Source organism: Mycobacterium appelbergii, assembly GCF_032883035.1.
GTDB classification, from domain to species: Bacteria; Actinomycetota; Actinomycetes; order Mycobacteriales; family Mycobacteriaceae; genus Mycobacterium; species Mycobacterium appelbergii.
In genome coordinates this window covers 61,216-86,198 of the sequence record NZ_JAMQTH010000021.1, presented here as the reverse complement: position 1 = coordinate 86,198, position 24,983 = coordinate 61,216, and the positions used below count along the sequence as shown (strand labels likewise).

The following is a 24,983-nucleotide window of genomic DNA, read 5'->3' as shown; positions in this document are numbered from 1 at the left end:
CTACACCGTGAGGTTGAAGTTGGGGTCGGTGCCGTACAGCGCCAACGATGCCAACAGGACCACCACGACGATCGCGATCAGCGACGTACGCATCGACCTCCCCACTGCCTCACCGACACCGACCGCACCGCCACTGGCGAAATAGCCGAAGTAGCAATGGTTCAGCATGACGATCACCGACATGATGATCACTTCCAGGAAGGACCACATCACGTCGTCGACGCGAAGGAACGTATGGAAGTAGTGCTCATACGTACCGACCGACTGTGAGTAGAAGATGGTGGTCACCAGCTGCGCCGACATGAACGACAGCAGGATCGCCATGGCGTACAGCGGGATGATGACGACTGCGCCCGCCATGATGCGGGTGGACACCAGGTACGAAATCGACTTGATGCCCATGACTTCCAGCGCGTCGACTTCCTCGCTGATGCGCATGGCGCCGAGCTCGGCGGTGGCGCCGGCGCCGACCGTCGCAGCCAGCGCCTGGCCGGTGACGACGGGAGCGACGACGCGGATGTTTGCCAGGGCGGCAAAGAATCCGGTGAACGCCTCGACGCCGATGTTGCCCAGCGATGCGAAACCCTGGATGGCGATCAGTGAGCCTGCGGACAGCGTGACGAAGCCGATGATCGCCACAGTGCCACCGATGACGGCCATTGCCCCGGTGCCCATGCCGATCTCGGCGACCAGCCGCAGCGATTCACGCCGGTAGTGGCGGAACGCATGCGGGACATGGGCAATGGCCTGTACGACGAACCAGGCGACGTGCCCCATGCTGTCGAGCAGCCGGGCAGGCGCAGCGGCGACGCCTGCGGTGCGTGAGAAGGCTCTCGGGAACCGGGAGCGAAGGACTGTTGCGGTACTCATATCAGGTCCTTGTCCCGAACCGGACACCGATCGTGGTGAGCACGACGTTCACTGCGAACAGCGCGACCACGCACAACACCAGCGTCTCGTTCACCGCTGTACCAACACCTTTGGAACCTCCGGCGACCGTGAGGCCGCGGTAGCAGCCCACCAGTCCGGCGATCATGCCGAACAGGGTGGCCTTGATGACGGAGATCATCACCTCAGGGAATCCGGTGAGCAGTGTCAGCGTCGACACGTACGCACCGGCCGAGACGTTCTGGATGTAGACGCCGAAGAAGAAGCCACCGACCAGACCGATGGTGATGACCGCGCCGTTGAGCATGAAGGCGACGAACGTGGAGGCCACCACGCGGGGTACCACCAGTCGTTCGATCGGGTCGATGCCGAGCACTTCGAGGGCGTCGATCTCCTCACGGACCGTCCTGGCGCCGAGGTCGGCGCAGATGGCCGTGGATCCCGCGCCCGCCACCACCAGCACCGTGACGAGCGGGCCCAGCTGGGTGACCGCGCCGAGCGCCGCACCGGCACCGGACACATCGGCGGCGCCGAACTCGGCCAACAGGATGTTCAGCGTGAAAATGATCAGCACGGTGAGCGGTATGGAGACCGCCAGCGTCGGTAGGAACGCCACGCGGATCAGGAACCAGCTCTGGAGGACGAACTCTTTCCATTGGAATGGCCTGGTGAACAGTGCCTTTCCGGTGAGCACCGTCATCTTGAAGAAGCCGCCGACCATCGCAAGCGGCTTCTCCAACTGACCGCGTACGTAACCGGCGAGACCGGTCGACGCAGTCACCGGCGCACCCCCAGGACGTGTCGCACGCCCCCTCCTTGCCTCGTCCTCGCGTGTGTGACGTTGGCCTCCCTACTCGCGAGTAGTAAGTGAGACCACAGGACTGTACCCGATCGAATCGGGCCCATGCACTGCATCGGCTGGATTATGCCCTGAACCGTGAGCAAAGAGACCACCCTTTGGTTATTTTTCCCCACTACCTGCAGAAACCGTTGGCACAGCGCTAGTTTCGCTAACGTCAATCGCGGGTCGCGAACCGTACCGCGCCCTCAACTCTGTCTTCAGAACCTTGCCCGAGGGATTGCGCGGCAACGCCTCGACGATCTCCAACGCTTTGGGGTGTTTGTAGCGCGCCAGACGCTCGGCCAGGAAGCCCTCGAGATCGCCGAGGCTCAGCGGTTGGTCGGCACCGCCGCCGAGCGCCACGACGGCCACCGGCACCTCGCCCCACTTCTCGTCGCGGCGGCCGATGACCGCCACTTCGAGGATTGCCGGATGTGCGGCCAGGACGTTCTCCACCTCGGCGCAGTAGATGTTCTCGCCGCCCGAGATGATCATGTCCTTCTTGCGGTCGACGACCCAGATGTAGCCGTCCTCGTCCTGGCGGACGAGATCCCCGGAGTGGAACCAGCCGCCGGCGAAGGCTTCAGCTGTGGCTCCGGGGTTGTTCCAGTAGCCGGCCATCAACGTCGGGGCGCGGTAGACGATTTCGCCGACGTCACCGACCGCGACGTCGTTCATGTTCTCGTCGACGATGCGGGCCGCGACCGTGGGGATCACCCGACCGACCGAGCCCAGTTTGCGAATCGCGTCGTCGCCCAACAACATGCACGTCACCGGCGACATCTCCGTCTGGCCGAACGCGGCAAGGATCTGGGTTCCGGGGAAGGTCGCGGACATATCACGCAGCAGGGTGTCCGAGGCGGGGGCCGCGCCCCACGACAGCACGCGCAACTTGAGGTCGCGAGGTTTGGCTTGCTGTGCCGAGCAGACCGCCTGCCACTGGGCCGGTACCAGGAAGATGCCGGTGACCTGCTCGGCCTCCAGCACGTCGAGCAGGGCGCTCGGGTCGAACGCGCCCAGCGGATAGAGCACCGTGGGCCGGCCCAGCAGCAGGCCCGTCAGCATGTTGCCGATGCCGGCGATGTGGAACAGCGGGACCCCGATGAACCCGACATCGTTGTTGATGTCGGCGCCGGTGGTGAACAGGCTTGTCATCGCCTGGCCCGTGAGATTGGTGTGGGTGAGGACGGCGCCTTTGGGCCGGCCAGTGGTGCCCGAGGTGTACATGATGAGCGCGGGCGAATCATTCGGGATGTCCACCGGTTCGACGGCCGCGCCGTCCTCGGCGATCAGATCGTCATACCCCAGCACGGCACTGTCCGGAGATGCCTCGGTGCTGCCGCCTGCGACGATGACCGTAGACAGCGTGGGGTCCAGATCGCGGACCGCAGTGGCGACGCCGGCCAGAACGGATTCGGTGACGGCCACCCGGGCCTCGCAGTCGCTGACCAGAAACGCGATTTCCTGCGGAGTCATCCGGAAATTCACGGGCACCGCGATGGCGCCGAGCCTGTTGGCCGCCAGCACCGATTCGATGAACTCGTTGCGGTTGAGCATGAGTATCAGCACGCGGTCACCGAAGGCGACACCGCGGCGACGCAATGCACCGGCCAAGCGGCTCACCCGATCATCGAGGTCACGCCAGGTGGTGGTGTGGCCCAGGAATCGAAGGGCGGTCTGGTCGGGCTGCATCAAGGCGTGCCGCGCCAGTTGATTTGTCCAGTTCTGGCGGCGGGCGAGGTAGGGCTGCTCAGTCGGGGACGGCTCGGCACTCAATGGTCACTTGCTCCGTGGGGATCGGGTTGCGCGATATTTATATTTGATCAAACATGGTGTTGCCCCGGTCACACTATGGCCTCGGCGGCTTGGGGACAAGCACCACGCCAGTAAGGACCGAAAGGCGACCGGAAGTCACGTGAACGCACCCGTCAGACCTGCTGTGCGGCGCCGCGGAGCCCGCCGGGAACAACTTTCCGACGAAGTCGCCGCCCAGCTGCGGGCTGAGATCATGACCGGGATGCTGCGACCCGGCACATTCATCCGGCTCGACGAGACTGCGGCTGCGCTCGGAGTGAGCATCACCCCGGTGCGCGAGGCGCTGCGCACGCTGCGCAGCGAGGGCATGGTGCAGTTGGAACCGCACCGCGGTCACGTCGTGGTGCCGCTGTCCCGCATCGATGTCGAGGACATCTTCTGGTTGCAGGCCACCATTGCACGAGAACTCGCCGCCACCGCGACCGAACACATCACCGACGTCGAGATCGACGAGCTGGAACGGTTGAACGGCGAGCTTGCCGACGCCGTCGCCCGGCACGATTCCGAGGAGATCTCGGCCGTCGAATTCGCCTTCCACCGCGCGTTCAACCACGCCAGCGGCCGGATCAAACTGGCCTGGTTCCTGTTGCACGTGGCCCGTTATCTGCCCGCGGTGATCTACGCGACCGACCCTCGTTGGGGTTCCGAGGCGGTCAAGAGCCATCGCGAGTTGATCGCCGCGCTGCGCCGGCGAGATGCGGATACCGCGGTGCGGCTCAACGGTGGCCAGTTCACCGACGGGGCGCGGCGGCTGATCGCCCGGCTCGACGAGATCGGGATGTGGGACTGACCACTTTCGGGGCCGGTCGTGCGTCGTCGCGTCGTGGAACAGTGTCGTCGTGCCCGCCTATTAGCGACAAAGTCGCTGGAATCGCACCATCAGTCTCAGTAACCCCGTCAGCCCCGGCCTACGGATCGCACTGCGCGCATCCGTAACAACAGACGCGTTCGTCACAGGTTTAGGGCTGCCCGATTGTTAGCGACAAAGTCGCGCTGTTTCGCGAGGTGCCCCAGCGTGACCGTCCGGCGGGACCGGGACCACCGAGATTGCAGCCAGGGACAAAAACAGTCCCGGCCTTGTCCCTCAGCGCAATTCGGCACAGCTCGGCACAGTTTCAGCGTGAGACCGACGAGGCAGGCCGCTTTCAGCGACAAAGTCGCTATTAGGCGGGCAGCTCAAATCCTGATGCCGACGAGGCTTACGAGGCCAATGGGCTAAATGTGATTCCCGGGCTGGTGCCGCTGATACCAGTGCGCACCATGTGGCGTTCTCAGCGACAAAGTCGCTAACAGGCGGGCCGAACGACACATCCTTCCGGAGCCGGGACAGATGTGACTGGTGAGGTCCTGTCGGAGGGCGGTGGCAACGTGACGGCATGGGCACCAAGCTGCAGCTGCGGGGAACCGAACTCCGCTATGTGCTGACCATGTATCTGTTCCAGAACGGCCCGCAGTCGGTGGGCGATCTGGTCGAGGCACTTGATCACCAGGGATTCACCGTCGCCGGACGCGCGTCGAAAGCCGTCTCGGACGCGCTGCGCTGGGAGATCGGCCACGGCCGGGTGCTTCGTCTCAAACACGGCCGGTACCGACCCGCCTGGATGCCCCGTTCCACCGAGTACCGCATTCACCAACGCGTGATGGCGCTGCGCGCGAAAGCGGCGGAACTGGCTGCTTAGGCCGCCAACTGCTCGGCGCGGGTCTTGAGGTTGCCTGCCAGATACTCGAGAGTGTCGCCGATCGCCTTCTTCACCATGGGCCCGGGAATCGGCAACTTGGTCTCGACTTCGAGGTCCACGGTCAGCAGCGAGGTCGCACCGATCGGCACCACCGAGAACTTCTGCTCCTGCTTGGACAGGTGATCGCCCTGCTGCAGCACGGTGTAGATCTGGTTCTCGCCGGGGTAGTAGACGGCCGTGATGAAAACACCGGACTGGCCCTGCACCTCGACATCGAGGCGCAGCTGGCTGGGACGCCCGTCGTCATAGCGGGCCAGCACCCAGGCGCCCTTGATCTCGGGGTTCCACTGCGGATACGCCTCGAAGTCGGCGACGATCGCCATGATCGTCTCGGCGGGGGCTTCGACCTCGACGGTCTTACTCACGAGCGGCATCCGCCGAGCATATCGGCTCCAACAGCGACCGGATCGCGCCGGGAATCGGGACGGGACGACGCGTGGCCCTGTCCACGTAGACGTGCACCCAGTGCCCGACCGCAGCGACCGGACCGTCGGGCTCGAACAGTCCCAAACGGTAGGTGACGCTGCTGTTGCCCAGCCTGGTCACCGCCAGCCCGACCACCAGCGGGTCCGGGAATTTGAGTTCGGAGTAGTAGCGGCAACCGGATTCGGCGACCACTCCGAGCCACGAGGCTGTCACCGGGTCGACATCGCAGTTGGTGTTGATCCACGCATTTATCGCGGTGTCGAACAACGCGTAGTACACCGAGTTGTTGAGATGGCCGAACATGTCGTTGTCGGTCCACCGGGTCAGCACCGGCCAGTGCACCGGGAAATCTCCAGCGGTCAGTTCGGTACCCGTCATGGCTGAAGTCTTGCAGCCGCGGCAGGCTGGACGTCATGAAGATCCGTGGAGCCGTCCTCGAAAGCATCGGCCTGGCCCGTCCCTACACCGAATCCCGGCCACTGAGCGTGTCCGACCTCGACCTGGCCGAGCCCGGCCCCGGTGAACTGCTCGTACGTATCGAGGCTGCCGGGTTGTGCCACTCCGACCTGTCGGTGGTCGACGGCAACCGCGTCCGCCCGGTGCCGATGTTGTTGGGGCACGAGGCGGCCGGAGTGGTGGAAGGCGGTGACAGCGACCTTGCCGTCGGACAACGGGTGGTGATGACGTTCCTGCCCCGCTGCGGCGACTGCCCCGCCTGCGCGACCGACGGGCTGACCCCCTGCGGCCCCGGCTCCGCGGCCAACGGCGCGGGCACGCTGATGGACGGCGCCATCCGCCTGACCCGCAACGGCGAACCAGTGTTCCACCATCTCGGGGTGTCGGGCTTTGCCACACATGCGGTGGTGGATCGCCGGTCGGTGGTGCCGGTACCGCCGGACGTCGACCCTGTTGTCGCATCGCTGTTGGGTTGCGCGGTCCTGACAGGCGGCGGCGCCGTACTCAATGTGGGTAAGCCGCAACCCGGCCAGACCGTGATCGTGGTCGGACTGGGCGGGGTCGGGATGGCGGCGGCGTTGACCGCACTGGCGCACGACCATGTTCGCGTCATCGGGGTGGACCAGTTACCCGACAAATTGAACCGGGCGCGCGCACTCGGGGTCCACGAAACCTACACGCCCGAACAAGCAGCCGATATCAAAGCGTCCGTGGTGATCGAGGCCGCGGGCCATCCGGTCGCGTTGGAGACCGCGGTCGCGCTGACAGCCCCGGGTGGACGCACCATCACCGTCGGACTGCCCCGACCGGACGCCCGAATCTCGTTGTCACCGTTGGGTTTTGTCGCCGAAGGGCGTTCGCTGATCGGTAGCTACCTCGGATCCGCGGTTCCCGCCCGCGACATCCCGCGCTTCGTCGAGCTCTGGCGGGCCGGCCGGCTGCCTGTCGAGGAACTGGTCTCCGCGACGATCACACTCGACGAGATCAATGCGGGCATGGATGAACTCGCCGACGGCAAGGCCGTACGGCAGATCATCAACTTCGACTGAACCCTGTCCAACTTATATGACAAGTTGTACACTTGTCATATGTCTGATCGGATCCGTCACCTCGCCCTGTCCCACGTCGTGCTGCCGCTGACGAACCCCGTCAGCGACGCGAAAGTCCTCACCGGCAGGCAGAAACCGCTCACCGAAACCGTGCTGCTGTTCGTCGAGGTCCGCACCGAACAGGGCTTCGAGGGGATGGGTTTCAGCTATTCCAAGCGCGCCGGCGGCCCGGCTCAGTACACCCATCTCGCAGAGATCGCCGAGGTGTCGATCGGTCAGGACCCATCCGACATCGACCGCATCTACCAGTCGCTGCTGTGGGCCGGCGCCTCGGTCGGCCGTTCGGGTGTCGCCACCCAGGCCATCGCCGCACTGGATGTCGCGCTGTGGGACCTCAAGGCCCGCCGCGCGGATCTTCCCCTGGCCAAACTGCTTGGAGCCCACCGCGACTCCTGCCGGGTATACAACACCTCGGGCGGTTTCCTGCAGGCCTCGGTCGCCGAGATCAAGGAGAAGGCCACCGCCTCACTGGAAGCCGGTATCGGTGGCATCAAGATGAAAGTCGGACAACCGGATTGGAAGCTCGATCTGGACCGGGTCGCCGCCCTGCGCGAACATCTCGGCGACACCCCGTTGATGGTCGATGCCAACCAGCAGTGGGAACGGGCGCGGGCCCGCAGGATGTGCCGCGAACTCGAACAGTACGACCTGGTGTGGATCGAGGAACCTCTCGATGCCTGGGACGCCGTCGGACACGCTGATCTCAGCCACGCCTTCGACACCCCGATCGCCACCGGCGAGATGCTCACCTCGGTGGGTGAACACATGGCGCTGATCGACGCCGGCTACCGCGGCATAGTCCAGCCCGACGCGCCCCGCATCGGCGGCATCACGCCGTTCCTGCGGTTCGCCACACTTGCCTCCCACGCCGGGCTGGCGCTGGCCCCGCACTACGCGATGGAGATCCACCTGCACCTGGCCGCGGCCTACCCCACCGAGCCGTGGGTCGAGCACTTCGAGTGGCTGAACCCACTGTTCAACGAGCGCATCGAGATCCGCGACGGCCGGATGTGGCTGCCCGAACGGGCCGGGCTGGGCTTCACGCTCAGCGACCAGATGCGTGCGCTGACGAAGGAGCGGGCAGAATTCGGCCTGTGAGCGCATCGCAGCGGGTGGTCGCCGGCCTGAAGGACAAGATCCTGGCCGGCGACCTGCCCCCCGGGCACAAACTGCCCTCGGAGTCCGAGCTGATCGACGAATTCGGGGTCTCGCGCACCGTGATCCGGGAAGCCGTGACCCGGCTGCGCGCCGAGGGTCTGGTCGAAACCTTCCAGGGCCGTGGCTCATTCGTGCTGGCCCTGCCGGAACCGACGTCGTTCACCGTCGAATCGGCGGCCATCCGCACCCACCACGACGTGCTCGACATGATCGACTTCCGGCTCGGCGTCGAATGTGAGGCGGCAGCCCTGGCCGCATCCCGCATCGACGCTGCCGGCAGCACGGCGATCAGTACGGCACTCGCGGAGTTCGGCTCGGCCGCCCCCGACGACGCGGTCGAAGCGGACTTCCGGTTCCACCGGGCCGTCGCGGCCGCCAGCGGCAACCGGTTCTACGTCGAACTCGTCGACTCGCTGGGCCCGATGATGATCATGCTGACCCGCACCCGGTTGGGCGCAGCACATTCCATCACCGACGCCGCCCACGCCGAGCGGGTCCGGCGCGAACACGACGAGGTGGCGACCGCGGTCATCGCCGGCAACCCTGAACTGGCCAGGGCCGCCATGCGACTACACCTTGGAAACACCCGTCGGAGGCTCGACTCCGGCCGTTGACGCGGCCCGCCGCTTGCGCAGGTACTGGAACACCGGAAGCAGCGCCACCACAACAAAGATCGCCAGAATAGAGCCCGACAGCGGCCGGGTGACAAAGCCACTGGGGTCGCCGTCGAAGATCAGCAACGACCGACGGGTGCTCGCCTCGATGATGGTGCCCAGCACGAAGGCCAACACCATGGAGCCCGGATCGAAGCCGGTCTTCTTCATCAGGTAACCGAGAATGCCGAACGCGACCATCAGGAAGATGTCGAAGACCGAGTTGTTGATCGTATAGACACCCAGGATCGTGATGAGTGCGGTGATCGGCGCCAGGATCGCAGGGCGTACCCGCAGGATCCGGACGAACAGGCCCACCAACGGAATCGACAGGATCAGCAGCAGCAGGTTGCCGATGTACATCGAGTTGATCACGCCCCAGAACACATCCGGGTGCTCGTTGACCAGTTGCGGTCCGGGCGAGATGCCGAGGATCAACAGCGCGCCGAACAGCATTGCCATCGAGGCGTTGGCCGGCAGGCCGATGGTGAGCAGCGGTATGAACGACGAGGTGGCTGCCGCGTTGTTGGCCGTCTCCGGAGCGGCGACACCTTCGACCGCGCCACGCCCGAACCGCTCAGGATTCTTGGCGCGTCGTTTCTCGGTGGCGTAGGCCACGATTGAGGCGAGCGTGGCCCCGCCACCGGGCAGCACGCCGAGGAAAAAGCCGACCAGCGAGCCGCGGCCGATCGCCCCTGACGACTGCCGCAGGTCCTTGCGCGACGGCCACACATTGCCGACCTCGGCCGGGACGTGGGGCTTGCCGTGCCGCTGCTCGAGGTTGTAGAGGATCTCCCCCACGCCGAACAATCCCATTGCCACCACGACGAAGTCGATTCCGTCGGCCAGTTGCAGGCTGTCGAAGGTGAAGCGGGATGCGCCGCTGAAATTGTCCCGGCCCACGGTGGCCAGCAGCAGCCCCACGGTGCCTGCGATCATCGCCTTGAGCTTGTTGCCGCTGCCGATGGTGGCAACAAGCAACACACCCAGCAACGCCAGCGCGGCGTACTCCGGCGGGCCGAAATCCAGGGCGATGTCTGCCACCACGGGGGCGAGCAGGGTCAGCCCGATGATCGAAATGGTCGCGCCGACAAAGGAACCGATCGCCGCGATGCCGAGCGCTGTCCCCGCCTTGCCTTGTTTGGCCAGGGCGAAGCCGTCGAAGACGGTCACCACCGAGGACGCCTCGCCGGGAAGCCGCAACAGCACCGAGGTGATGGTGCCGCCGTACTGGGCGCCGTAGTAGATGCCGGCGAGCATGATGATCGCCGAGACCGGGTTGATGGTGTAGGTGATCGGAAGCAGGATCGCGATGGTGGCGGCGGGGCCGAGACCGGGCAGCACGCCGATCACCATGCCGACGAGCACGCCGATCAGGCAGTAGAGCAGGTTTGTCGGCTGTGCGACGAGGGCGAAGCCGTCCAGGAATGCGTTGAAATCCATGAACTCAGAAGGCGATCAGGTGGGGCAGTGCGACGCGCAACCCGTACAGGAAGAGAACGTAGAACGTCGCCGTGGTCAGCACGCTGATCACGATGGTGCTGCGCCAGCTCTCGCCGCCGAGGAACCGCAACCAGATCACGCACAGCAGCAGCGCGGGAATTTCGAAGCCGATCAGCGGCATCAACAACCCGAAGGCCGCGAAGGTGATCGCGCCGACGGCCACCAGAATGCTGCTGCGCGTGAACTTCTCGCTGTCGGTCAGTTTGCGGCCGACCACCAGCAGCAACGCCGACAGTGCCGCGATGACCACGCTGACCACGAACGGCCACAGGCCAGGTCCGGGTTCCCGGAGAGAGCCGAGCCCGTAGCCGTAGGCGAGCACGGCGCCGGCGACGCCGATGGCGAGACCGACCAGCGCACCGATGGTCTGGGACACAGGTCCGCCTGCCGGGGGACGCTCCTCCTCCAGTTCTTCGGCGACCTCGGCCTCGATCTCGGCGAGCACATCGCGCGCGTGTGGTTCCTTCACAGCGGTCATCAGCCGTTATCCCGCAGGTTGATGCCGTACTGGTTGACCAGGTCGGCGTAGCGCTTCTTGTCCTTCTGCAGCTGGGCCAGCATCTGGTCGCCCGGCAATTCCATCGGGGTCAGGCTGTTCTGCTCGTTGAACTTCTTGTACTCCTCGGTCGCGAACGTCGTCTTCATCCCTTCGATGAGCTTGTCCTTGACCTCCTGCGGTGTTCCCTTCGGAACCGTCATGAACCGGTACTGCGTCACCTCGACGTCCAGCCCCTGCTCCTTGGCAGTCGGAACCTCCGGCAGATAACTGATCCGGTCGGGCCCGAATACCGCCACGGGCACCAGCTTGCCCGCCTGGATGTTCTCGATCGCCTCGCCAACCTGGATGGAGGCCACGTCGACCTGGTTGCCCAACACCGCGGCCAGCGCCGGTGCCCCGCCGTCGAACGGAACCGCCTGGGATTTCACATCACTGGTCTTGAACAGCAACGCGGCCGACAACTGGGCGCCGGTGCCGACGCCGGTGGTGCCGTACCGCACCATCCGCTGGGCCTTCTTCAGGTCGTCGAGCGACTTGTACCCGCTGGCCGGATTGGTGACCAGCACGTAGTCGTCGCGGGACACGCCGTAGACCACGTCGAAGTCGTCGATGTTGGTGACCTCGTCGGGACTGACCGCCAGCGGCGTGATGGTGAACAGCGATGCGTTCTGGATCGCGATGACCGAACCGTCCGCGGGCGCCTTCGACACCTCGGCGGCCGCGAGTGCACCGTTGGCGCCCTCCCGGTTGATCACCGGGAACGACGCACCGAGCGAGTCGCTGAGCCCCTTGGACACGGCGCGACTGATCAAGTCGCTGGAACCGCCGGCGGAGGCACCGACGTACATCTCGACGGTGCCCGACGGGTAGGTGTCACCGGACCCGCTGCTGGTGCTTGTCTGCACCCCGCCGCAGCCGCTGAGCGAGAGCGCGGCGGCGGCGGTGAGCGCGAGCAGGACGCGAGTTCGACGGGTTGGCGGGCGCACAAGTGTGGCGGTCATCACTACAAAATAGGGAGCGTGGCGATACCTGTCCAAGCCCAACTTGGCATCGCTTAATACCGTTGTTGGATCTGTCAGCGGATGGTGCTGACGCCCCCATCGACCGGGATGACCGCGCCGGTGATGTACGCGCTGGCCCGGCTGGCCAGGAAGACCGCGATACCGGCGATGTCATCGGGCTGACCGATTCGGCCGAGCGGCAGAGCGGATCCGACGGCCTCGGATCCGGCTGCCAACAATTCCTTGGTCATCCGGGACTCGAACAGTCCCGGCGCGATGGCGTTGACCAGAATTTTCGGCGCGAGCTCCCCGGCCAGATGTTGGGTGAGCATGTGCACCGCGGCTTTGCTGGCGCTGTAGGAGAAGTTGTCGCGGCCGCGGCCCGGCGCCACGATGCCGTCGATGCTTCCGGTATTGATCACGCGCGCCGGATCACCCTCGGTGGCACCGGCGTTCAGCAGCGGCGTCAGCGCGCGGGTCAGCAGGAACACGCCTTTGACGTTGACGTTGTACACCTTGTCGAAGCCGGATTCCGGGAACTCGTCGTACGGTGCGCCCCACGCCGCACCCGCGTTGTTGAACAGCGCATGGATGGCGTCCTCGGCCCCGGTGACCGCCGCCGTCAGTGCCGCGACACCCTCGGCGGTGCCGAGGTCGGCAGGCACGGCCGCAACCCGGCCCAGCGGTGACAGCTCGGCCACCGCGGCGTCCAACTCGGCCTCCTTGCGGCTCGACAGGTACACGCTGGCACCGGCTTGCAGCAGGCCGCGGGCCATCATCAGGCCGATGCCACGGCCGCCGCCGGTGACCACGGCGACCTTGCCGTCGAGTCGGAACAAATCAGTCATGACATCAGTCTGGGGTCTGCGTCTTGACGTAGTCGGAGCGCCCCGACGTATAGTTTGTTCAGTTCATACTGAACGTACTTGCGGAGGTACACGTTGTCACCGGAGGAATCCGAGTTCGTGGCCCGGGTCGGGCTGTTCATGGAGATGCTCGGCGGCTCACGCACGATGGGCCGGGTCTACGGCTGGCTGATGATCTCCGAACCGCCGCACCAGTCGCTGTCCGAATTGGCCGATACGCTCGCCGTCAGCAAGGCCTCGGTCAGCACAGTCGCGCGTCAGCTCCAGGAAGGCGGAATGATCGAGCGGCTCCCGAGCTCCAACCGCCAGCACCTCTACCGCGTCGTTCCCGGCGGGTTCACCAGTGTGCTCAACGCGCAATTGGCCCGGATGAAGATGGGTATCGACGTCGCCGATTACGGGCTGTCACTGCTCGACGAGACCAAGACCGAACAGCGCGGGCGACTCGAGGACTTACGGGACTTCTGCGAATTCAGCACAACCACCTATCACGACGAACTGATCCGGCTCTGGACGGACTACCGCGATGCAAGGAGGCAGACATGACGACCACCAGGATCGACTTCAGCTCGGTGCGCTGGAAATCGGTCGAGTGGACCAACCTGTGCACTCTGTATCTGCGGGCGTGCGAAAGCCGCTTGGCACAACCGATTTTGGGCGATCGGGCGGCCGCCGAAGCGGTGGACCGGATCGACTACGACTTCAAACGCGTGCACCGCACCGTCCAGCCGTGGGCGAATCAGTTTCTGGTCGCGTTGCGCGCCAAGAAGCTCGACGTGTGGGCCACCGACTTCCTCGACCGCCATCGCGACGCGGTCGTGCTGCACCTCGGCTGCGGGCTGGACACCCGTGCGTTGCGGGTCAACAAGCCGCCTGCAACAGAAACGACGGACTGGTTCGACGTCGACCAGCCCGGCGTCATCGACCTGCGGCGCAAGCTGTATGACGACGGCGCCCACTACCGGATGATCGGATCGTCGGTGACCGACGCCGGCTGGCTCGACCAGATCCCGGCGGACCGGCCCGCACTGATCGTCGCCGAGGGGCTGCTGATGTATCTCGACGAGCCGGATGTGCGTGAACTGCTGCAGCGCATCACCGACCGCTTCGGTCGTGGCGAGATCCTGTTCGACACACTGTCGTCGAGCGCGCCCCGACTGTCCAGGATGTTCACCGGCGGGATCGTCAAGTGGGGAACCGGCGACGCCCGTGAGGTGGAGCGGTGGAACCCGCGGCTGCGCTTCCGCGAGCAGGTGCGCTCGCTGGCCGGCTACGAGGAGATCCCGTTCGCCGCTCAGCGCATGGTGTTCCGCGTGCTGAACGCCACGCCGGCCGGCCGCTACGACGTCCTGAACCGGTTCGAGTTCTAAGGCGCCTGCTCGACGTCGATGCCCAGCGGCGACTCGGCGCGGATCGCCTCATCCCGGATCAGCCCGCGCAGCAGGGCGGTGCTGAATTCGACGGCGATCTCCTTGGCGGTGCGCCTGCCGTGCGGACGCAGCCACCGGTATGCGCCGAGCGTCATCCCGATGTAGCCCAGGGCCAGCACGTGCGAGTCGCAGTCGTAGAACTCGCCGCTGGCGATGCCGCGGTCGATGACGTCGCGCACATGCTCGTAGACCTGGGTTTCGGCCCGACGGATGTAGGCCACCTGCTCCTCGGTGAACCACTCGGTGATGTAGGGGCCTTCCTGGAAGTAGACCGCGGCCTTCTCCAGGTCGTTGGCGATGCCGACCAGCAGCCGTCGGGTGAAGTTGTAGATGGTTTCCCGTGCGGACGTGGTCGGGTCGTCGTGCAGCGCCTCGACGGTGAAGTCGGCGGTGCTCTTGTAGATGTCGTAGAGGATCAGCGACTTGCTGGAGTAGTAGTGGTAGACCGTCGCCTTGTTGAGGCCCACGGCTTCCGCGACATCGTCCATCCTGGTGCCGTGGTAGCCCCGAGCAGCGAACAACTTGGCGGCCACGGACAACAGCTCGTCGCGCCGGGTCGTTCCGTTCCCGGCGGCGGCACCGCGGCCGGGACCGATTTCTGCATCGGATGACATAGCTACCCACTATCAGCTCGAACCCTGGCGGGTTATCAATCAACTGGCTGGTTGGATAGTCTAGGCAATCACTGTTCAGACCTTGCGCCGTCGGTCTAGACTTCGGGGCATGGACCCGAATCCCGACTACGACCTCAGCGACGAAGGCGAGTTCTTTTTCCCTTGGCTGGCCTGGGGTCTGCGCGGCGTCTATCCGCCGCCGGCCTACCCGCCGGTGTAATCGGAGCCTGTCGATTTCGCGCGCTGGTAATGCCGGCGCGCCTTCATTCGGTTGCCGCAGATCGCCATCGAACACCAGCGTGCGCTGTTCGGCTTGCTGCGATCGAGGAGAAACAACCGACATTCGTCGTTGGCGCAGGGACGTAGGCGTCCAGGGCTGGTGATCCGCAGTGCATCCCAGGCCAGCACGGCCCGTACTGCACCGCTCACCGCACTGTCGGTTCTCAGCCGCCAATCCACACCTTCTGACGTCACCGTCGGCACCAACGCGACCTCATCGAGGAACGGGGCCAACGCGGCCGGACTCTGCGTCCCGCTCACGACGGCCTGCAGCACCGTGCGGGCCGCGACCAGACCGGCAAGCTCCGGGTCGGTCTGAGCGATTCCATGCTCACGCAGCCAGGCCCGCGCTGATCTACCTGCGGCGAGATCATCGCGCCGCACCCCGTCGACCACCGGGGTGGTGTTCAGGAGATCCAGCAGCAGCACCTCATCCCGGGGGTCAATCGCCACCACATCCATATCTAACCTCCAAATACCTGTTGACAGGTTACGCGACCCCGCGTTGAATGTCACTAACCATCAAATGAGTTAAAAGGAGTTAGAGATGACCGCATCCGTTCACCACCGCTACGCCACCGTCGACGGGCACCAGCTGTTCTACCGCGAGGCCGGACCGGTCGATGCACCCGCGATCGTGCTGCTGCACGGGTTCCCCACGAGTTCGTTCATGTTCCGCGAGCTGATCGGCAGGCTCGCCGGGCGCTACCACGTCATCGCCCCGGACCATCTCGGGTTCGGCCAGTCCGATGCTCCGGCAGTCACCGAGTTCGACTACACCTTCGACGCGCTGACCGACCTCACCGAAGGACTGCTCGACCAACTCGGAGTCACCCGCTACGCGATCTACGTTCAGGACTACGGCGCCCCGATCGGCTGGCGCCTGGCGCTGCGACGGCCGACGGCCATCACCGCGATCGTCACGCAGAACGGCAACGGTTACGACGACGGCTTCGTCGAGAGTTTCTGGTCCGCGGTGTGGGACTACCAGCGCGAGCAGACGCCTCAGACCGAGGCCGGGGTGCGCGCGGCCCTGGACATCGAAGCGATCAAATGGCAGTACCTGACCGGGGTTTCCGACGAAAGCCTGGTGAGCCCGGACACCTGGACGCACGACGCCGCACAGCTGGCCCGTCCCGGCAACGACGAGATCCAGCTGAAGCTGTTCCGCGACTACGCGACCAATGCCCCGATGTACCCGGCGTTGCACGAATACCTGCGCACCAGTGCGGTTCCCGTCCTGGCGGTCTGGGGTGAAGGTGATCAGATCTTCGGGCCCGACGGCGCCCGCGCGTTCGCCAAAGATGCCGTGGACCCCGAGATCCATCTGCTCGACGGTGGGCACTTCCTCCTGGAAACCGCGGTCGACGAGGTCGCCGGGCTGATGGACTCCTTCCTCCAGCGGGCCACCCGATGAGGCCCGAGGTGCTGGTGTTCGACGTCAACGAGACGCTCATCGACATCGACTCGCTGCGACCACATTTCGGCCGGATGTTCGGTGATCCGGCCGTGTCGCGCGAGTGGTTCGGTCAGCTGGTGATGTACTCCATGGCCGTCACACTGTCCGGCCGCTACACCGATTTCTTCACCCTCGGGCAGGCGGTGTTGCGCATGACGGCCGAAGTCCACGACGTCGACATCACCGAGGATGACGTGCAATCTCTGGCCCACGGCATGCGCACCATGCCGGCACATCCCGATGTGGCGCCCGGCCTCGAGCGATTGCGCGCAGCCGGGTATCGCCTTGTGACGCTGACGAACTCGCCGCACAGCGACGGTGCCACGCCGCTGGAGCACGCTGGACTGGCGGGTTACTTCGAGCGGCAGTTCACCGTCGGGGAAACCCGCGCCTTCAAACCCGCACCTTCGCTGTACACCGGGGCCGCGGAGGCTCTCGGTGTGGACCCCTCACAGTGCATGATGGTGGCCGCACACATGTGGGACACCCTCGGCGCCCAGGCCGCCGGCTTCAGCGGCGCGCTCATCACGCGTCCCGGTAACGCTGTGCTCACCGCGCCGGGCATCCCGCAGCCGACACTGGTCGCCGCGGATCTACTGCAGCTCGCCGAACATCTGGAGAACCGATCATGACCGACACCACGATGATGCGGGCAATTGTGCTCGACGGTTTCGGCGGACTCGACCGCCTGGTGTACACCGACATTCCCAAGCCCCGGCCCGAACCTGGCGAGGTCGTCATCCAGATCAAGGGCTTCGGTATCAACCACGCCGAAATGCACATGCGCCGCGGTGAATGGGCGGAAGCCGCCGAAGTGAGCGGCATCGAGTGCGTCGGGATCGTCGACTCCTGCCCCGGAGGAGAGTTCCCCGTCGGCGCAAAAGTGGCGGCCCTCATGGGCGGCCTGGGCCGCACCATCAACGGCAGCTACGCCGAATACACCCGCGTCCGTGCCGCGAACGTGGCGCTCATCGACTCCGATCTGCCATGGGAGCAACTTGCCGCGTTGCCGGAAACCTACGCGACCGCCTGGACGTGCCTGTTCCGCAATCTCAACCTTCAGGCCGGGCAAACCCTGGTGATCCGCGGCGCCACCTCATCATTCGGACAGGCCGCACTCAAGCTCGCGGTCAACGCCGGTGCCCACGTCATCGCCACCACCCGCAACCCCGAGCGGTTCACGATGCTCGAGAGCCTGGGCGCCGTGCGGGCCGAGAAGGAGACGGCCGATCTGGCCGCCCATATCGCCGAGCGCGGCAAGATCGACGCGGTACTGGACCTGGTCGGCAACAGCACCATCCTCGATTCGCTCGATATGTTGCGCCGCGGTGGAACCGCCTGTCTGGCAGGCTGGTTGGGCGGCCTCGATCCGATCGCCGACTTCAATCCGCTGCTGCGCATGGCCAGCGGTGTCAACCTCAACTTCTTCGGCAGCTTCGTGTTCGGATCACCGGAATTCCCCTTGTCCGACGTACCACTGAGCGAGATCGCCCGGCAGGTGGCCGACGGCCGGTTGGAGGCCGCCCCGTCGCGGGTGTTCTCGTTCGGTGAGATCCGCGAGGCCCACCGCGTCATGGAGGCCGGTGAGGCAGGCGGGAAAATGGTGGTCGTGATGGGATGAGATGGCAGGGCCCGTCACAGGGGACCTACTTCAACGGGTGACGTCGGTCAACGGGCTCACGGACATTCGTTCGGTGCCCGTGACGCGAAGTATCTCCAGCGCCGAGGCCTCGCGGGTTCCGGCGGCAGCGGAGTAGACGATCATCGACTGGTCGGTGTCAGGCAGCAGCAGGGTGTCGCAGTCCAGCACGAGGCGCCCGAGATCGGGATGGTCGATCGTCTTGTGCATAGACCGCCGCACCGTGGTGCGTTCCTGCTCCCACATGGTGCGGAATCGGTTGCTGCCGTTGACCAGCTCCTCGATCAGCGCACGCAGGTCCGGATCATGTGGGTAGCGCGATAAAGCGGTGCGCAGCAATCCGATCGACTGTTGCGCCGAGGCTTCGTCTTCGTCCGGCTCGAGCGCCACATGAGTGGTGCCGGCGCCGAGGAACCGCTGCCAGATGATATTGCGCTGCCTCTCCGGCCAGCGGCTCAGGTCGCCCAGGAGCGCGTCGGCCATCGGGTTGAGCGCCAACAGGTCTCCCTTGGCGGACACCACCAGCGCGGGCAGGTCGGTCAACCGCTGCAGTAAGCGCAGCATGCTCGGCCGGACCGACAGCTCGATACGGCCGGCGAGCGGCGGTGCGCTGCCTGCGAGGCGGAAGAGCTGATCGCGTTCATCGCGGTCGAGCCGCAACGCCCGGGTCAGTGCCGTGAGCACCTGCGCCGACGGCCGCGGTCCACGGCCCTGTTCGAGACGGACGACATAGTCGACACTCAGCCCGGCGAGTTGAGCCACCTCCTCGCGGCGCAGGCCCACGACCCGTCGCCGGGGACCGGCGGGGAGGCCGACCTCCTCGGGCACGATGCGCGCCCGAGCGGCCTTGAGGAGACGGGCGAGCTCGAGACGGTCCATGCTCTCAGTCTCCTCCTCTCCGCGGGCGGCATCCTGGTACGGCCGGTCCTAGCCTCACGCGGTCCTGGATGGCACCGCCGCGCCGGGGCATCGTCGAGGGATGAGCGAATCACCCAACACCTCAAGCAGTGCGACCACCGTCCTGATCACCGGCGCCAACAAGGGCCTGGGTTACGAGACCGCGCGCCGTCTCGGTGAAATGGGCTGGCGGGTCTTCCTCGGCGCCCGTGACGAGTCGCGCGGCGCTCAGGCCGCCGAGCGGCTCGTCGCGGACGGCCTGGACGTACAGTTCGTGCCCCTGGACGTCACCTCCGACGATTCGGTTCGTGCTGCCGTCCGGGTCGTCGGCGAGCACACCGATCGGCTCGACGTCCTGATCAACAATGCCGGGGTCACCGGCGAGCACATCGGCGCCGAAGGAACGCTGACCCCGCAGTTCACCGGCCCTGCCGAGACCTTGCCGCAGCATCTGGCGCCGGTGTTCGACGTCAACGTGTTCGGCACCGTCCGGGTGACTCACGCCTTCCTGCCGCTACTGCGCGTGGGACAGGACCCACGAGTCGTGATGGTCACCAGCGGCGCCGGGTCACTGACGATCGCCAACGACCCCACCCGCCCGGAATCGGCCCGTCCCCACCTGATGTACCCGGCATCCAAAGCTGCGCTGAACATGATCACGATCCAGTACGCCAAAGCCATCCCCGAGATCCGATTCAACCTGGCCGACCCCGGCTTCACCGCCACCGACCTCAACGGCCACCACGGCACCCAGACAGTCACCGAGGGCACCGATGCCATCGTCGAGTTCGCCACCACCTCGCCCGGACCCACCGGGCAGTACCGCGACCGTGCCGGCGTCGTTCCGTGGTGACGACCGAACCCGAGGAGAACGACATGAATGACATTGCATTACCGACGTACTCGATGGACGAGCGTGATCGTCGCTGGGATCTGGCGCGCACTTTCATGGATCGCGAAGGCCTCGACGCGCTGCTCGTGTTCGGCGAGCACGAGGATGCCGGCCCGGCAGCATTCGCCTACGACACCTGGTTCACCAATGGCAGGGCCGGAACGACCGTCATCTTCGCCCGTGACGGCGAGCCGGTGTCGCTGTTCCCGATGGAGATGTTCGCGACGGACCACCTCGAATCCGCCCAGCGGGGCGACATCACGTGGATCCCGGCAAAAAACATGCGGGCACATCGTGACTCCCACGTGATCGCGGAGACGCTCGACCAATTGGGCCTGGCGATGGCGACGATCGGCGTTCTGGGCCTGGATCCTGTACCCCCGTGGAACCCGGAAGGCCTCATGCCCTACGGCCAGTGGAACAACGTTCTGCAGCGGTGCCCCGGCGCCCAGTTCAAGCCGGTCGGGATGGCCTGGTCCCGGTTCGTCATGCCACTCGGCGATGAGGAGATCGCCGCTGTCCGCCACGCGGCCGAGATCGGTGACGCCATGGTGCGGGCCATGGTCGACACCGCGGCCGTTGGCGTTTCGGAGAGTCAGGTGTACGCCGCCGGTATGGCAGCGGGATATGCACGTGGAACGCTTCCCGCGGCGATGCATTTCTGGACCGGCCCCGACCCTCTCGCCAGAGGCCTGCCGCCATGGGGCTACCGGCCGCAGGCGCCCCGTGTTCTGCAGGACGGCGACGTCGTCTCCGCCGAGGTGTTCTGCAACTTCGGCGGCCGCCACACCCAGCACCAGGTCACGATCACCCTCGGCGAGCCCCACGACGATCTGCAGCGCGCAGCCGCCGTCGCGCGTGCGGCCTACGACGCGGGCCTGCAAGCTCTGCGCCCCGGCCGGACATTCGGCGATGTCGTCGACGCCATCCGCAAGCCGTTGGACGCTGCCGACGGTTGGGAATTCGGCCCGTCGATCCACACGCTCAACCCGCTGATCGCGGCGAGCGGTTTCCCGGCGACCGGGCGGCGACGGCTTTCCGGCGCCGAGGCCTACCCTGTGGAGCTCGACCATCCCACCATGTCAGGCGATCTGGTTCTCAAGCCGGGGATGACGTTCGCCCTGGAACCCAACTATGTGTTCGGACGGCATCTGGCCTACCTCGGCGGCACAGTGATCGTCGGCGACGATCCGATCGAACTCAACCCATACACAGCACAAATCCTGCGGGCGGCCACTCCCTCACCGACGTAGCCCACAGCGGCACTGGACTCCGAGCGCTGAGCTACAGGCGTCACCCGGTCTCTTGCAGGTGGGTGTGAAAGAAGGTCGCGACTTTGCGCCAGAAGTAGGCGTCGTGTGCGCTGTCGAAACCGTGGACTTGTTCTGGCAGCACGACGAACTCGTGTTCCTTGCCGGCCCGGATCAACGCTTCGCTCATTTTCATGCTGTCGGTCCAGGTGGCGTGATCGGAGCTGCCGCAGGCGAGCAGGAATGCTGCCTGCATGCGCTCCGCGAGCGGGTAGGTTTCTGCGTTCCGGTATGCCGCGCGGTTGGTCTGCGGCAAGCCCAGATAGCACTCGTAGAGCACCGACGAGTATGGGTCGAAGCCGGGGGCGGAGGAGATCGCGGCGGTGTAGATGTCGGGGCGTTCGGCGGCGAGACGGAACGCGGAGTATCCGCCCCAGCTGTGCCCGAGCACACCGACTTTCGCGGCAGCGATGAAGGTGTGACGGTCCTTCAGCTGCTGGATCGCAGCGCTGTGGTCAGACACGATGCCGGCCGTCCAATCGCCGTATACCACGTCGTGGAAGGCCTTCGAGCGCTCCGGCGTTCCGCGGCCGTCGAGCACGATGGTGACGTACCCAAGTTGCGCCAAGGCGAGTGCGGCCTTGTTGAAGGCGCCCAGGAACGAGTGTGCCGATATGGCGATTTGCGGTCCGCCATAGACGTATTCGATGAGGGGATATTGCTGGGTCTCATCAAAATCGGCCGGGAAGTACATCACGCCCCACAGTTCCGTCTCGCCGTCGGCGGCGATGACGGTGAACTGTTGTGGCGGCGTCCATGTCAGCTGGGAGGTGTCGGCAGTGGACAGCTCTGTGAGTAACGAGCCGTCGGTGCGGCGCAACACGCTGCGGGGCGCCTGGTCGGGTGTCCACCAGGTGTCGATGAGCGCGGCACCACTGGGGGCCAACGTCATCGAGTGCACGCCGGCTTCGCGAGAGAGCTGTTCGACCGGTCCCCCGGCGAGTGGTACTCGAGCCAGGTGGGTGTCATACGGGCGGCTTTGGTCCAGATGCGCGGTGATGTAGGCGTACTCGCTGTCGATGCGGTGCACGTAGTCGACGGGCCAGTCACCATCGGTGAGTTGCCGGACCAGCGTGCCCTCGATGTTGTAGAGGTACAGGTGTTTCCAGCCAGAGCGCTCGGAGAGCCAGAGCAGGTGGGTGCCGTCGGGGGTGAGGAAGAGTCCGAGCTTGCGGCCGAAGTAGACGTCGTGGTGTATCCGCAGGAAGGTTGTGCTTTCTTCGCTGAATACCGGTCGGGTTGTTCCCGTCCGCGCGTCAGCGAGGAGAACCTGAATCCGGCGACAGTCCCGGCTGAGCACGAACACGAGTAGCTGCGTGCCGTCGGGAAGCCAAGCGGCGTGCACCGGGTAGGTGTCGCTGGTGTCGCCCAGATCGAGCTCGACCGTCGAGTGGCGGTAACCGTCGAGCACCTGCAGTGTGGTGCGTTCGAGCGGGCCACCGGCTTGACCGTGATACCGCTGCACCACTTCCTCTTCGCGTTTCAGGTAATGAACCTGAGGGGCGAGGTGCACACCGCGGTTGTCGACCCTGTAGACCGCGAGCCGCGACCCGTCAGGAGACCAGTTACAGACGGGATGTGCCATCCCGAGCGTGCTCAACATGGGGTCCACGAGGTCGAAGCGATACTCGTGCTCCGGGGTGCCGTCGGTGGTCCACGGCAGCGACCGGCCGTCGATCGTGGATCGCGCAATGATGTTGCCGTCGACGGTGGAAGCGAGCCAGGCTCCGTCGGGTGACGGCACTTCCCGTGCCGGCACTGGGTCGGTCAACGGCTGGGTACGCAGGAAACCTCGGGGAGTGCGGCGGGCGGCCTCCGAAGCCCCAAGGTAAGCATCCGCGACGCTGTCCTCGGGCTGCTTCGCGACCGCCCCGCTGTCCAGTTCAATCGCGACCTTGGCGGTGCCAACGGTTACCGTCACCTGTCGCGCGGCGGTGAAGGCGAGGCTGGCAAATGGCAGCCCGCGCCCAGCCGGAGTTTCTCCGGTCGCCTCGCGGACTGCCGTACGCAAAGCCGGGATATCAGCGATGAGCGGCGCTATCTCGCCCGTAGCGAGGTCGACCAGCCAGCCCCGTCGATCCTCCGCCGGGCCTTCCACAAAGGCGAGCGATTTTCCGTCCGGAGACCAGACAGGAGTAATCGTGCCGCCGGAGACGAGGTGGTCAAAACCGTCGTAGACGCGGTCGAACCTCGGGTCGCCAGTAGGCATGGACATGTTCTCCTAACGTGTGGGGACAGGGGGTATCGCCCGGACGATCGCGCCTCACGTCGCCTCAGCCTCGAACTCGGCCACAAGATCTGGCAGACGTCGGGCGAGGAACCGGTAGAAGTCACGCATCCGGGTCAGCTCGACACGTGCTCGTGAATCCGCGGGTGCGTCGCTCAGCGCTCGGTCGGCCAGCCCGGCCAGGCTGGCCGAGGGCTCGATCGCCTGGTGCATTGCTCGCACGAACGCATCCGAAGCGAGCCGGTAGTGATGCTGGCGGGAGCCGGAGACGCCGAACCGTTCGATCATCCGCATCGCTTCAAGCATCGTGATGGCACTCGACAGGTGGCCCTTGCTCGTGTTGAGCCGTTCGCATAGCTCGGCGGTGGACAGATGCGGCGGCTCCGCGAGCAACAGCTCGCCCAGGACCCGCCCGACAAGGCGCGGCCATCCATGCGCCTCGAAAAGCTCAGCGACACCATCGGCGAACGGGTCGTGCCGCGGAGGGGTCGGTGAGCGACGAATGTTCGGCATAGTTCCGAACGCTACGACACTAAACCGAATCGCAACAAACCGGGCCAACAGTTCTTCGACAGGGGTAGCGCTACGGATTACCGACTGCCCGGATCCCTGCGAGCACCACGTCGACGATGCGCTCGGCGTCGGCGCGGGTGAACGGACGCATCCCGCGGTTGACGATGAGGCGCACCGGCCCGGAGATCATCTCGCCGAGGAAGGCGCTGTCGACCGGTGGCAGCTCGCCCCGGTCGACGGCGAGGTCCACCCGCCGCTGCGTGGCTGCGCCGCGCTGCTCGAGGACCCGGGCCACCGTTTGACGGACCGCGGGATTGTCGTGGGTGGACTGGACGGCAAGTTCGAGTGCCCGACCGAACGGTGTTTCCAAACCACTCGCGAGGGCCACCAGGTAGTCCACGAGGTCGCGGTGGAGGTCACCGGTGTCGGCGATGGACGCGAGGTCCTCGGCGTACTGCAGAAGGGCCTCGGCGACCAGTTCCTCGCGGTCGGGCCAGTTGCGGTAGACGCTGGTCTTGTGCACGCCGGCGAGCTCGGCTACCTCCTCGTAGCGGAAGCCCGCGATGCCGTCACGCGCGACGAGTTCGGCTGTCGCCCCGAGGATCTGCGTGCGCACCCGCGCGTTGCGGCCACCGGGCCGCCGCGTGGAGCGCTGGTTCGCAGTGCCGTGGGCCATGCCCCTGCTCACCTCCGGTCCTGCGCTCGAATGCCGATTGTCACCAGGTCGGGCGTTGCGGTGCAAGCCAATCGTGGTTAGCATTTCTTAAAG

At 65.7% G+C, this 24,983-nt stretch carries 28 protein-coding genes; 13 read left to right on the top strand and 15 right to left on the bottom strand.

Annotated elements, in window-relative coordinates; all coding sequences use genetic code 11:
* The 3 genes from M1247_RS34205 to fadD5 form a co-directional block, all read right to left on the bottom strand.
* Positions 1-870 (bottom strand): MlaE family ABC transporter permease, encoded by an 870-nt coding sequence (locus M1247_RS34205; protein ID WP_317160890.1) that lies wholly within the window; start codon positions 868-870, stop codon positions 1-3.
* Position 871: 1 nt separating this feature from the next.
* Entirely contained in the window at positions 872-1,669 is a 798-nt protein-coding gene (locus tag M1247_RS34200) for an MlaE family ABC transporter permease (protein ID WP_317160889.1), read from the bottom strand.
* A gap of 180 nt (positions 1,670-1,849) precedes the next feature.
* Positions 1,850-3,505 (bottom strand): fatty-acid--CoA ligase FadD5, encoded by a 1,656-nt coding sequence (gene fadD5, locus M1247_RS34195; protein ID WP_317160888.1) that lies wholly within the window; start codon positions 3,503-3,505, stop codon positions 1,850-1,852.
* A gap of 139 nt (positions 3,506-3,644) precedes the next feature.
* On the opposite strand from fadD5, the gene M1247_RS34190 reads away from it, so the two are divergent.
* Positions 3,645-4,334: a GntR family transcriptional regulator gene (locus tag M1247_RS34190; RefSeq protein ID WP_317160887.1), complete on the top strand. Its 690-nt coding sequence runs from the start codon at positions 3,645-3,647 to the stop codon at positions 4,332-4,334.
* Positions 4,335-4,920: 586 nt separating this feature from the next.
* The gene (locus tag M1247_RS34185; protein WP_317160886.1) at positions 4,921-5,223 is read left to right on the top strand and encodes a hypothetical protein; all 303 of its coding nucleotides are present in this window, start codon (positions 4,921-4,923) and stop codon (positions 5,221-5,223) included.
* Here the strand turns inward: M1247_RS34185 and M1247_RS34180 are convergent.
* Positions 5,220-5,657: an SRPBCC family protein gene (locus tag M1247_RS34180; protein WP_317160885.1), complete on the bottom strand. Its 438-nt coding sequence runs from the start codon at positions 5,655-5,657 to the stop codon at positions 5,220-5,222. The two genes, M1247_RS34185 and M1247_RS34180, sit on opposite strands and share 4 nt — an antisense overlap.
* Positions 5,641-6,087 (bottom strand): acyl-CoA thioesterase, encoded by a 447-nt coding sequence (locus M1247_RS34175; protein ID WP_317160884.1) that lies wholly within the window; start codon positions 6,085-6,087, stop codon positions 5,641-5,643. The genes M1247_RS34180 and M1247_RS34175 overlap by 17 nt, the downstream gene beginning before the upstream one ends.
* A gap of 35 nt (positions 6,088-6,122) precedes the next feature.
* Between M1247_RS34175 and M1247_RS34170 the strand changes: the two genes are divergently transcribed.
* The 3 genes from M1247_RS34170 to M1247_RS34160 are packed head-to-tail and all read left to right on the top strand — an operon-like array spanning position 6,123 to position 9,046.
* Positions 6,123-7,214, top strand: a complete 1,092-nt coding sequence (locus tag M1247_RS34170) for an alcohol dehydrogenase catalytic domain-containing protein (protein WP_317160883.1) — start codon at positions 6,123-6,125, stop codon at positions 7,212-7,214.
* A 39-nt stretch (positions 7,215-7,253) separates the two neighbouring features.
* Positions 7,254-8,372, top strand: a complete 1,119-nt coding sequence (locus tag M1247_RS34165) for an L-talarate/galactarate dehydratase (protein WP_317160882.1) — start codon at positions 7,254-7,256, stop codon at positions 8,370-8,372.
* The gene (locus M1247_RS34160; protein ID WP_317160881.1) at positions 8,369-9,046 is read left to right on the top strand and encodes a FadR/GntR family transcriptional regulator; all 678 of its coding nucleotides are present in this window, start codon (positions 8,369-8,371) and stop codon (positions 9,044-9,046) included. Before M1247_RS34165 ends, M1247_RS34160 begins: the two co-directional genes overlap by 4 nt.
* On the opposite strand, the gene M1247_RS34155 is transcribed toward M1247_RS34160, so the two are convergent.
* From M1247_RS34155 to M1247_RS34140, 4 genes are all read right to left on the bottom strand, one after another.
* Positions 9,002-10,528: a tripartite tricarboxylate transporter permease gene (locus tag M1247_RS34155; RefSeq protein ID WP_317160880.1), complete on the bottom strand. Its 1,527-nt coding sequence runs from the start codon at positions 10,526-10,528 to the stop codon at positions 9,002-9,004. The genes M1247_RS34160 and M1247_RS34155 overlap by 45 nt on opposite strands.
* Positions 10,529-10,532: 4 nt before the next feature.
* Positions 10,533-11,066, bottom strand: a complete 534-nt coding sequence (locus tag M1247_RS34150; RefSeq protein ID WP_317160879.1) for a tripartite tricarboxylate transporter TctB family protein — start codon at positions 11,064-11,066, stop codon at positions 10,533-10,535.
* A complete protein-coding gene (locus tag M1247_RS34145) occupies positions 11,066-12,088 on the bottom strand; it encodes a tripartite tricarboxylate transporter substrate binding protein (protein ID WP_317160878.1) in 1,023 nt (340 codons plus the stop codon). The genes M1247_RS34150 and M1247_RS34145 overlap by 1 nt, the downstream gene beginning before the upstream one ends.
* A 74-nt stretch (positions 12,089-12,162) precedes the next feature.
* Positions 12,163-12,936 (bottom strand): SDR family oxidoreductase, encoded by a 774-nt coding sequence (locus tag M1247_RS34140; protein WP_317160877.1) that lies wholly within the window; start codon positions 12,934-12,936, stop codon positions 12,163-12,165.
* Between the two features lie 93 nt (positions 12,937-13,029).
* Between M1247_RS34140 and M1247_RS34135 the strand changes: the two genes are divergently transcribed.
* Positions 13,030-13,500 carry a GbsR/MarR family transcriptional regulator gene (locus M1247_RS34135; protein WP_317160921.1) on the top strand — a complete coding sequence of 157 codons (471 nt, stop codon included), beginning with the start codon at positions 13,030-13,032 and terminating at the stop codon, positions 13,498-13,500.
* Entirely contained in the window at positions 13,497-14,324 is an 828-nt protein-coding gene (locus M1247_RS34130) for a class I SAM-dependent methyltransferase (protein ID WP_317160876.1), read from the top strand. The genes M1247_RS34135 and M1247_RS34130 overlap by 4 nt, the downstream gene beginning before the upstream one ends.
* Here the strand turns inward: M1247_RS34130 and M1247_RS34125 are convergent.
* Entirely contained in the window at positions 14,321-14,998 is a 678-nt protein-coding gene (locus M1247_RS34125) for a TetR/AcrR family transcriptional regulator (RefSeq protein WP_317160875.1), read from the bottom strand. The genes M1247_RS34130 and M1247_RS34125 overlap by 4 nt on opposite strands.
* A gap of 109 nt (positions 14,999-15,107) precedes the next feature.
* On the opposite strand from M1247_RS34125, the gene M1247_RS34120 reads away from it, so the two are divergent.
* Positions 15,108-15,218, top strand: coding sequence for a hypothetical protein (locus M1247_RS34120; RefSeq protein WP_317160874.1), 111 nt, complete (start codon positions 15,108-15,110; stop codon positions 15,216-15,218).
* Here M1247_RS34120 and M1247_RS34115 read toward each other — a convergent pair.
* Positions 15,203-15,739 (bottom strand): CGNR zinc finger domain-containing protein, encoded by a 537-nt coding sequence (locus M1247_RS34115; RefSeq protein ID WP_317160873.1) that lies wholly within the window; start codon positions 15,737-15,739, stop codon positions 15,203-15,205. The two genes, M1247_RS34120 and M1247_RS34115, sit on opposite strands and share 16 nt — an antisense overlap.
* Positions 15,740-15,824: 85 nt before the next feature.
* Here M1247_RS34115 and M1247_RS34110 point away from each other — a divergent pair, with 85 nt between their 5' ends.
* From M1247_RS34110 to M1247_RS34100, 3 genes are read left to right on the top strand one after another with little or no spacing between them, the layout of a single operon-like run.
* Positions 15,825-16,694 carry an alpha/beta fold hydrolase gene (locus M1247_RS34110; RefSeq protein WP_317160872.1) on the top strand — a complete coding sequence of 290 codons (870 nt, stop codon included), beginning with the start codon at positions 15,825-15,827 and terminating at the stop codon, positions 16,692-16,694.
* Entirely contained in the window at positions 16,691-17,368 is a 678-nt protein-coding gene (locus M1247_RS34105; RefSeq protein ID WP_317160871.1) for a haloacid dehalogenase type II, read from the top strand. Before M1247_RS34110 ends, M1247_RS34105 begins: the two co-directional genes overlap by 4 nt.
* Positions 17,365-18,357 carry a zinc-binding alcohol dehydrogenase family protein gene (locus tag M1247_RS34100; protein WP_317160870.1) on the top strand — a complete coding sequence of 331 codons (993 nt, stop codon included), beginning with the start codon at positions 17,365-17,367 and terminating at the stop codon, positions 18,355-18,357. Before M1247_RS34105 ends, M1247_RS34100 begins: the two co-directional genes overlap by 4 nt.
* Positions 18,358-18,387: 30 nt before the next feature.
* Here M1247_RS34100 and M1247_RS34095 read toward each other — a convergent pair whose 3' ends face one another.
* Entirely contained in the window at positions 18,388-19,254 is an 867-nt protein-coding gene (locus M1247_RS34095) for a helix-turn-helix transcriptional regulator (RefSeq protein WP_317160869.1), read from the bottom strand.
* Between the two features lie 100 nt (positions 19,255-19,354).
* Between M1247_RS34095 and M1247_RS34090 the strand changes: the two genes are divergently transcribed.
* Entirely contained in the window at positions 19,355-20,125 is a 771-nt protein-coding gene (locus M1247_RS34090; protein ID WP_317160868.1) for an SDR family oxidoreductase, read from the top strand.
* Between the two features lie 23 nt (positions 20,126-20,148).
* The gene (locus tag M1247_RS34085; RefSeq protein ID WP_317160867.1) at positions 20,149-21,417 is read left to right on the top strand and encodes a M24 family metallopeptidase; all 1,269 of its coding nucleotides are present in this window, start codon (positions 20,149-20,151) and stop codon (positions 21,415-21,417) included.
* A 40-nt stretch (positions 21,418-21,457) separates the two neighbouring features.
* On the opposite strand, the gene M1247_RS34080 is transcribed toward M1247_RS34085, so the two are convergent.
* The 3 genes from M1247_RS34080 to M1247_RS34070 form a co-directional block, all read right to left on the bottom strand.
* Positions 21,458-23,683 (bottom strand): DPP IV N-terminal domain-containing protein, encoded by a 2,226-nt coding sequence (locus M1247_RS34080; protein WP_317160866.1) that lies wholly within the window; start codon positions 23,681-23,683, stop codon positions 21,458-21,460.
* A gap of 54 nt (positions 23,684-23,737) precedes the next feature.
* Positions 23,738-24,214 (bottom strand): GbsR/MarR family transcriptional regulator, encoded by a 477-nt coding sequence (locus M1247_RS34075; RefSeq protein WP_317160865.1) that lies wholly within the window; start codon positions 24,212-24,214, stop codon positions 23,738-23,740.
* Between the two features lie 70 nt (positions 24,215-24,284).
* A complete protein-coding gene (locus tag M1247_RS34070) occupies positions 24,285-24,902 on the bottom strand; it encodes a TetR/AcrR family transcriptional regulator (protein ID WP_317160864.1) in 618 nt (205 codons plus the stop codon).
* Positions 24,903-24,983: the final 81 nt, after the last annotated feature.

Coding starts and splice junctions, on each gene's coding strand:
- M1247_RS34165 (WP_317160882.1), top strand. CDS start 7,254: ATGTCTGATCGGATCCGTCACCTCGCCCTGTCCCACGTCGTGCTGCCG.
- M1247_RS34110 (WP_317160872.1), top strand. CDS start 15,825: ATGACCGCATCCGTTCACCACCGCTACGCCACCGTCGACGGGCACCAG.
- M1247_RS34105 (WP_317160871.1), top strand. CDS start 16,691: ATGAGGCCCGAGGTGCTGGTGTTCGACGTCAACGAGACGCTCATCGAC.
- M1247_RS34175 (WP_317160884.1), bottom strand. CDS start 6,087: ATGACGGGTACCGAACTGACCGCTGGAGATTTCCCGGTGCACTGGCCG.
- M1247_RS34090 (WP_317160868.1), top strand. CDS start 19,355: ATGAGCGAATCACCCAACACCTCAAGCAGTGCGACCACCGTCCTGATC.
- M1247_RS34095 (WP_317160869.1), bottom strand. CDS start 19,254: ATGGACCGTCTCGAGCTCGCCCGTCTCCTCAAGGCCGCTCGGGCGCGC.
- M1247_RS34085 (WP_317160867.1), top strand. CDS start 20,149: ATGAATGACATTGCATTACCGACGTACTCGATGGACGAGCGTGATCGT.
- M1247_RS34205 (WP_317160890.1), bottom strand. CDS start 870: ATGAGTACCGCAACAGTCCTTCGCTCCCGGTTCCCGAGAGCCTTCTCA.
- M1247_RS34155 (WP_317160880.1), bottom strand. CDS start 10,528: ATGGATTTCAACGCATTCCTGGACGGCTTCGCCCTCGTCGCACAGCCG.
- M1247_RS34180 (WP_317160885.1), bottom strand. CDS start 5,657: ATGCCGCTCGTGAGTAAGACCGTCGAGGTCGAAGCCCCCGCCGAGACG.
- M1247_RS34120 (WP_317160874.1), top strand. CDS start 15,108: ATGGACCCGAATCCCGACTACGACCTCAGCGACGAAGGCGAGTTCTTT.
- M1247_RS34145 (WP_317160878.1), bottom strand. CDS start 12,088: ATGACCGCCACACTTGTGCGCCCGCCAACCCGTCGAACTCGCGTCCTG.
- M1247_RS34170 (WP_317160883.1), top strand. CDS start 6,123: ATGAAGATCCGTGGAGCCGTCCTCGAAAGCATCGGCCTGGCCCGTCCC.
- M1247_RS34130 (WP_317160876.1), top strand. CDS start 13,497: ATGACGACCACCAGGATCGACTTCAGCTCGGTGCGCTGGAAATCGGTC.
- M1247_RS34125 (WP_317160875.1), bottom strand. CDS start 14,998: ATGTCATCCGATGCAGAAATCGGTCCCGGCCGCGGTGCCGCCGCCGGG.
- M1247_RS34185 (WP_317160886.1), top strand. CDS start 4,921: ATGGGCACCAAGCTGCAGCTGCGGGGAACCGAACTCCGCTATGTGCTG.
- M1247_RS34140 (WP_317160877.1), bottom strand. CDS start 12,936: ATGACTGATTTGTTCCGACTCGACGGCAAGGTCGCCGTGGTCACCGGC.
- M1247_RS34080 (WP_317160866.1), bottom strand. CDS start 23,683: ATGCCTACTGGCGACCCGAGGTTCGACCGCGTCTACGACGGTTTTGAC.
- M1247_RS34150 (WP_317160879.1), bottom strand. CDS start 11,066: ATGACCGCTGTGAAGGAACCACACGCGCGCGATGTGCTCGCCGAGATC.
- M1247_RS34100 (WP_317160870.1), top strand. CDS start 17,365: ATGACCGACACCACGATGATGCGGGCAATTGTGCTCGACGGTTTCGGC.
- M1247_RS34075 (WP_317160865.1), bottom strand. CDS start 24,214: ATGCCGAACATTCGTCGCTCACCGACCCCTCCGCGGCACGACCCGTTC.
- M1247_RS34115 (WP_317160873.1), bottom strand. CDS start 15,739: ATGGATGTGGTGGCGATTGACCCCCGGGATGAGGTGCTGCTGCTGGAT.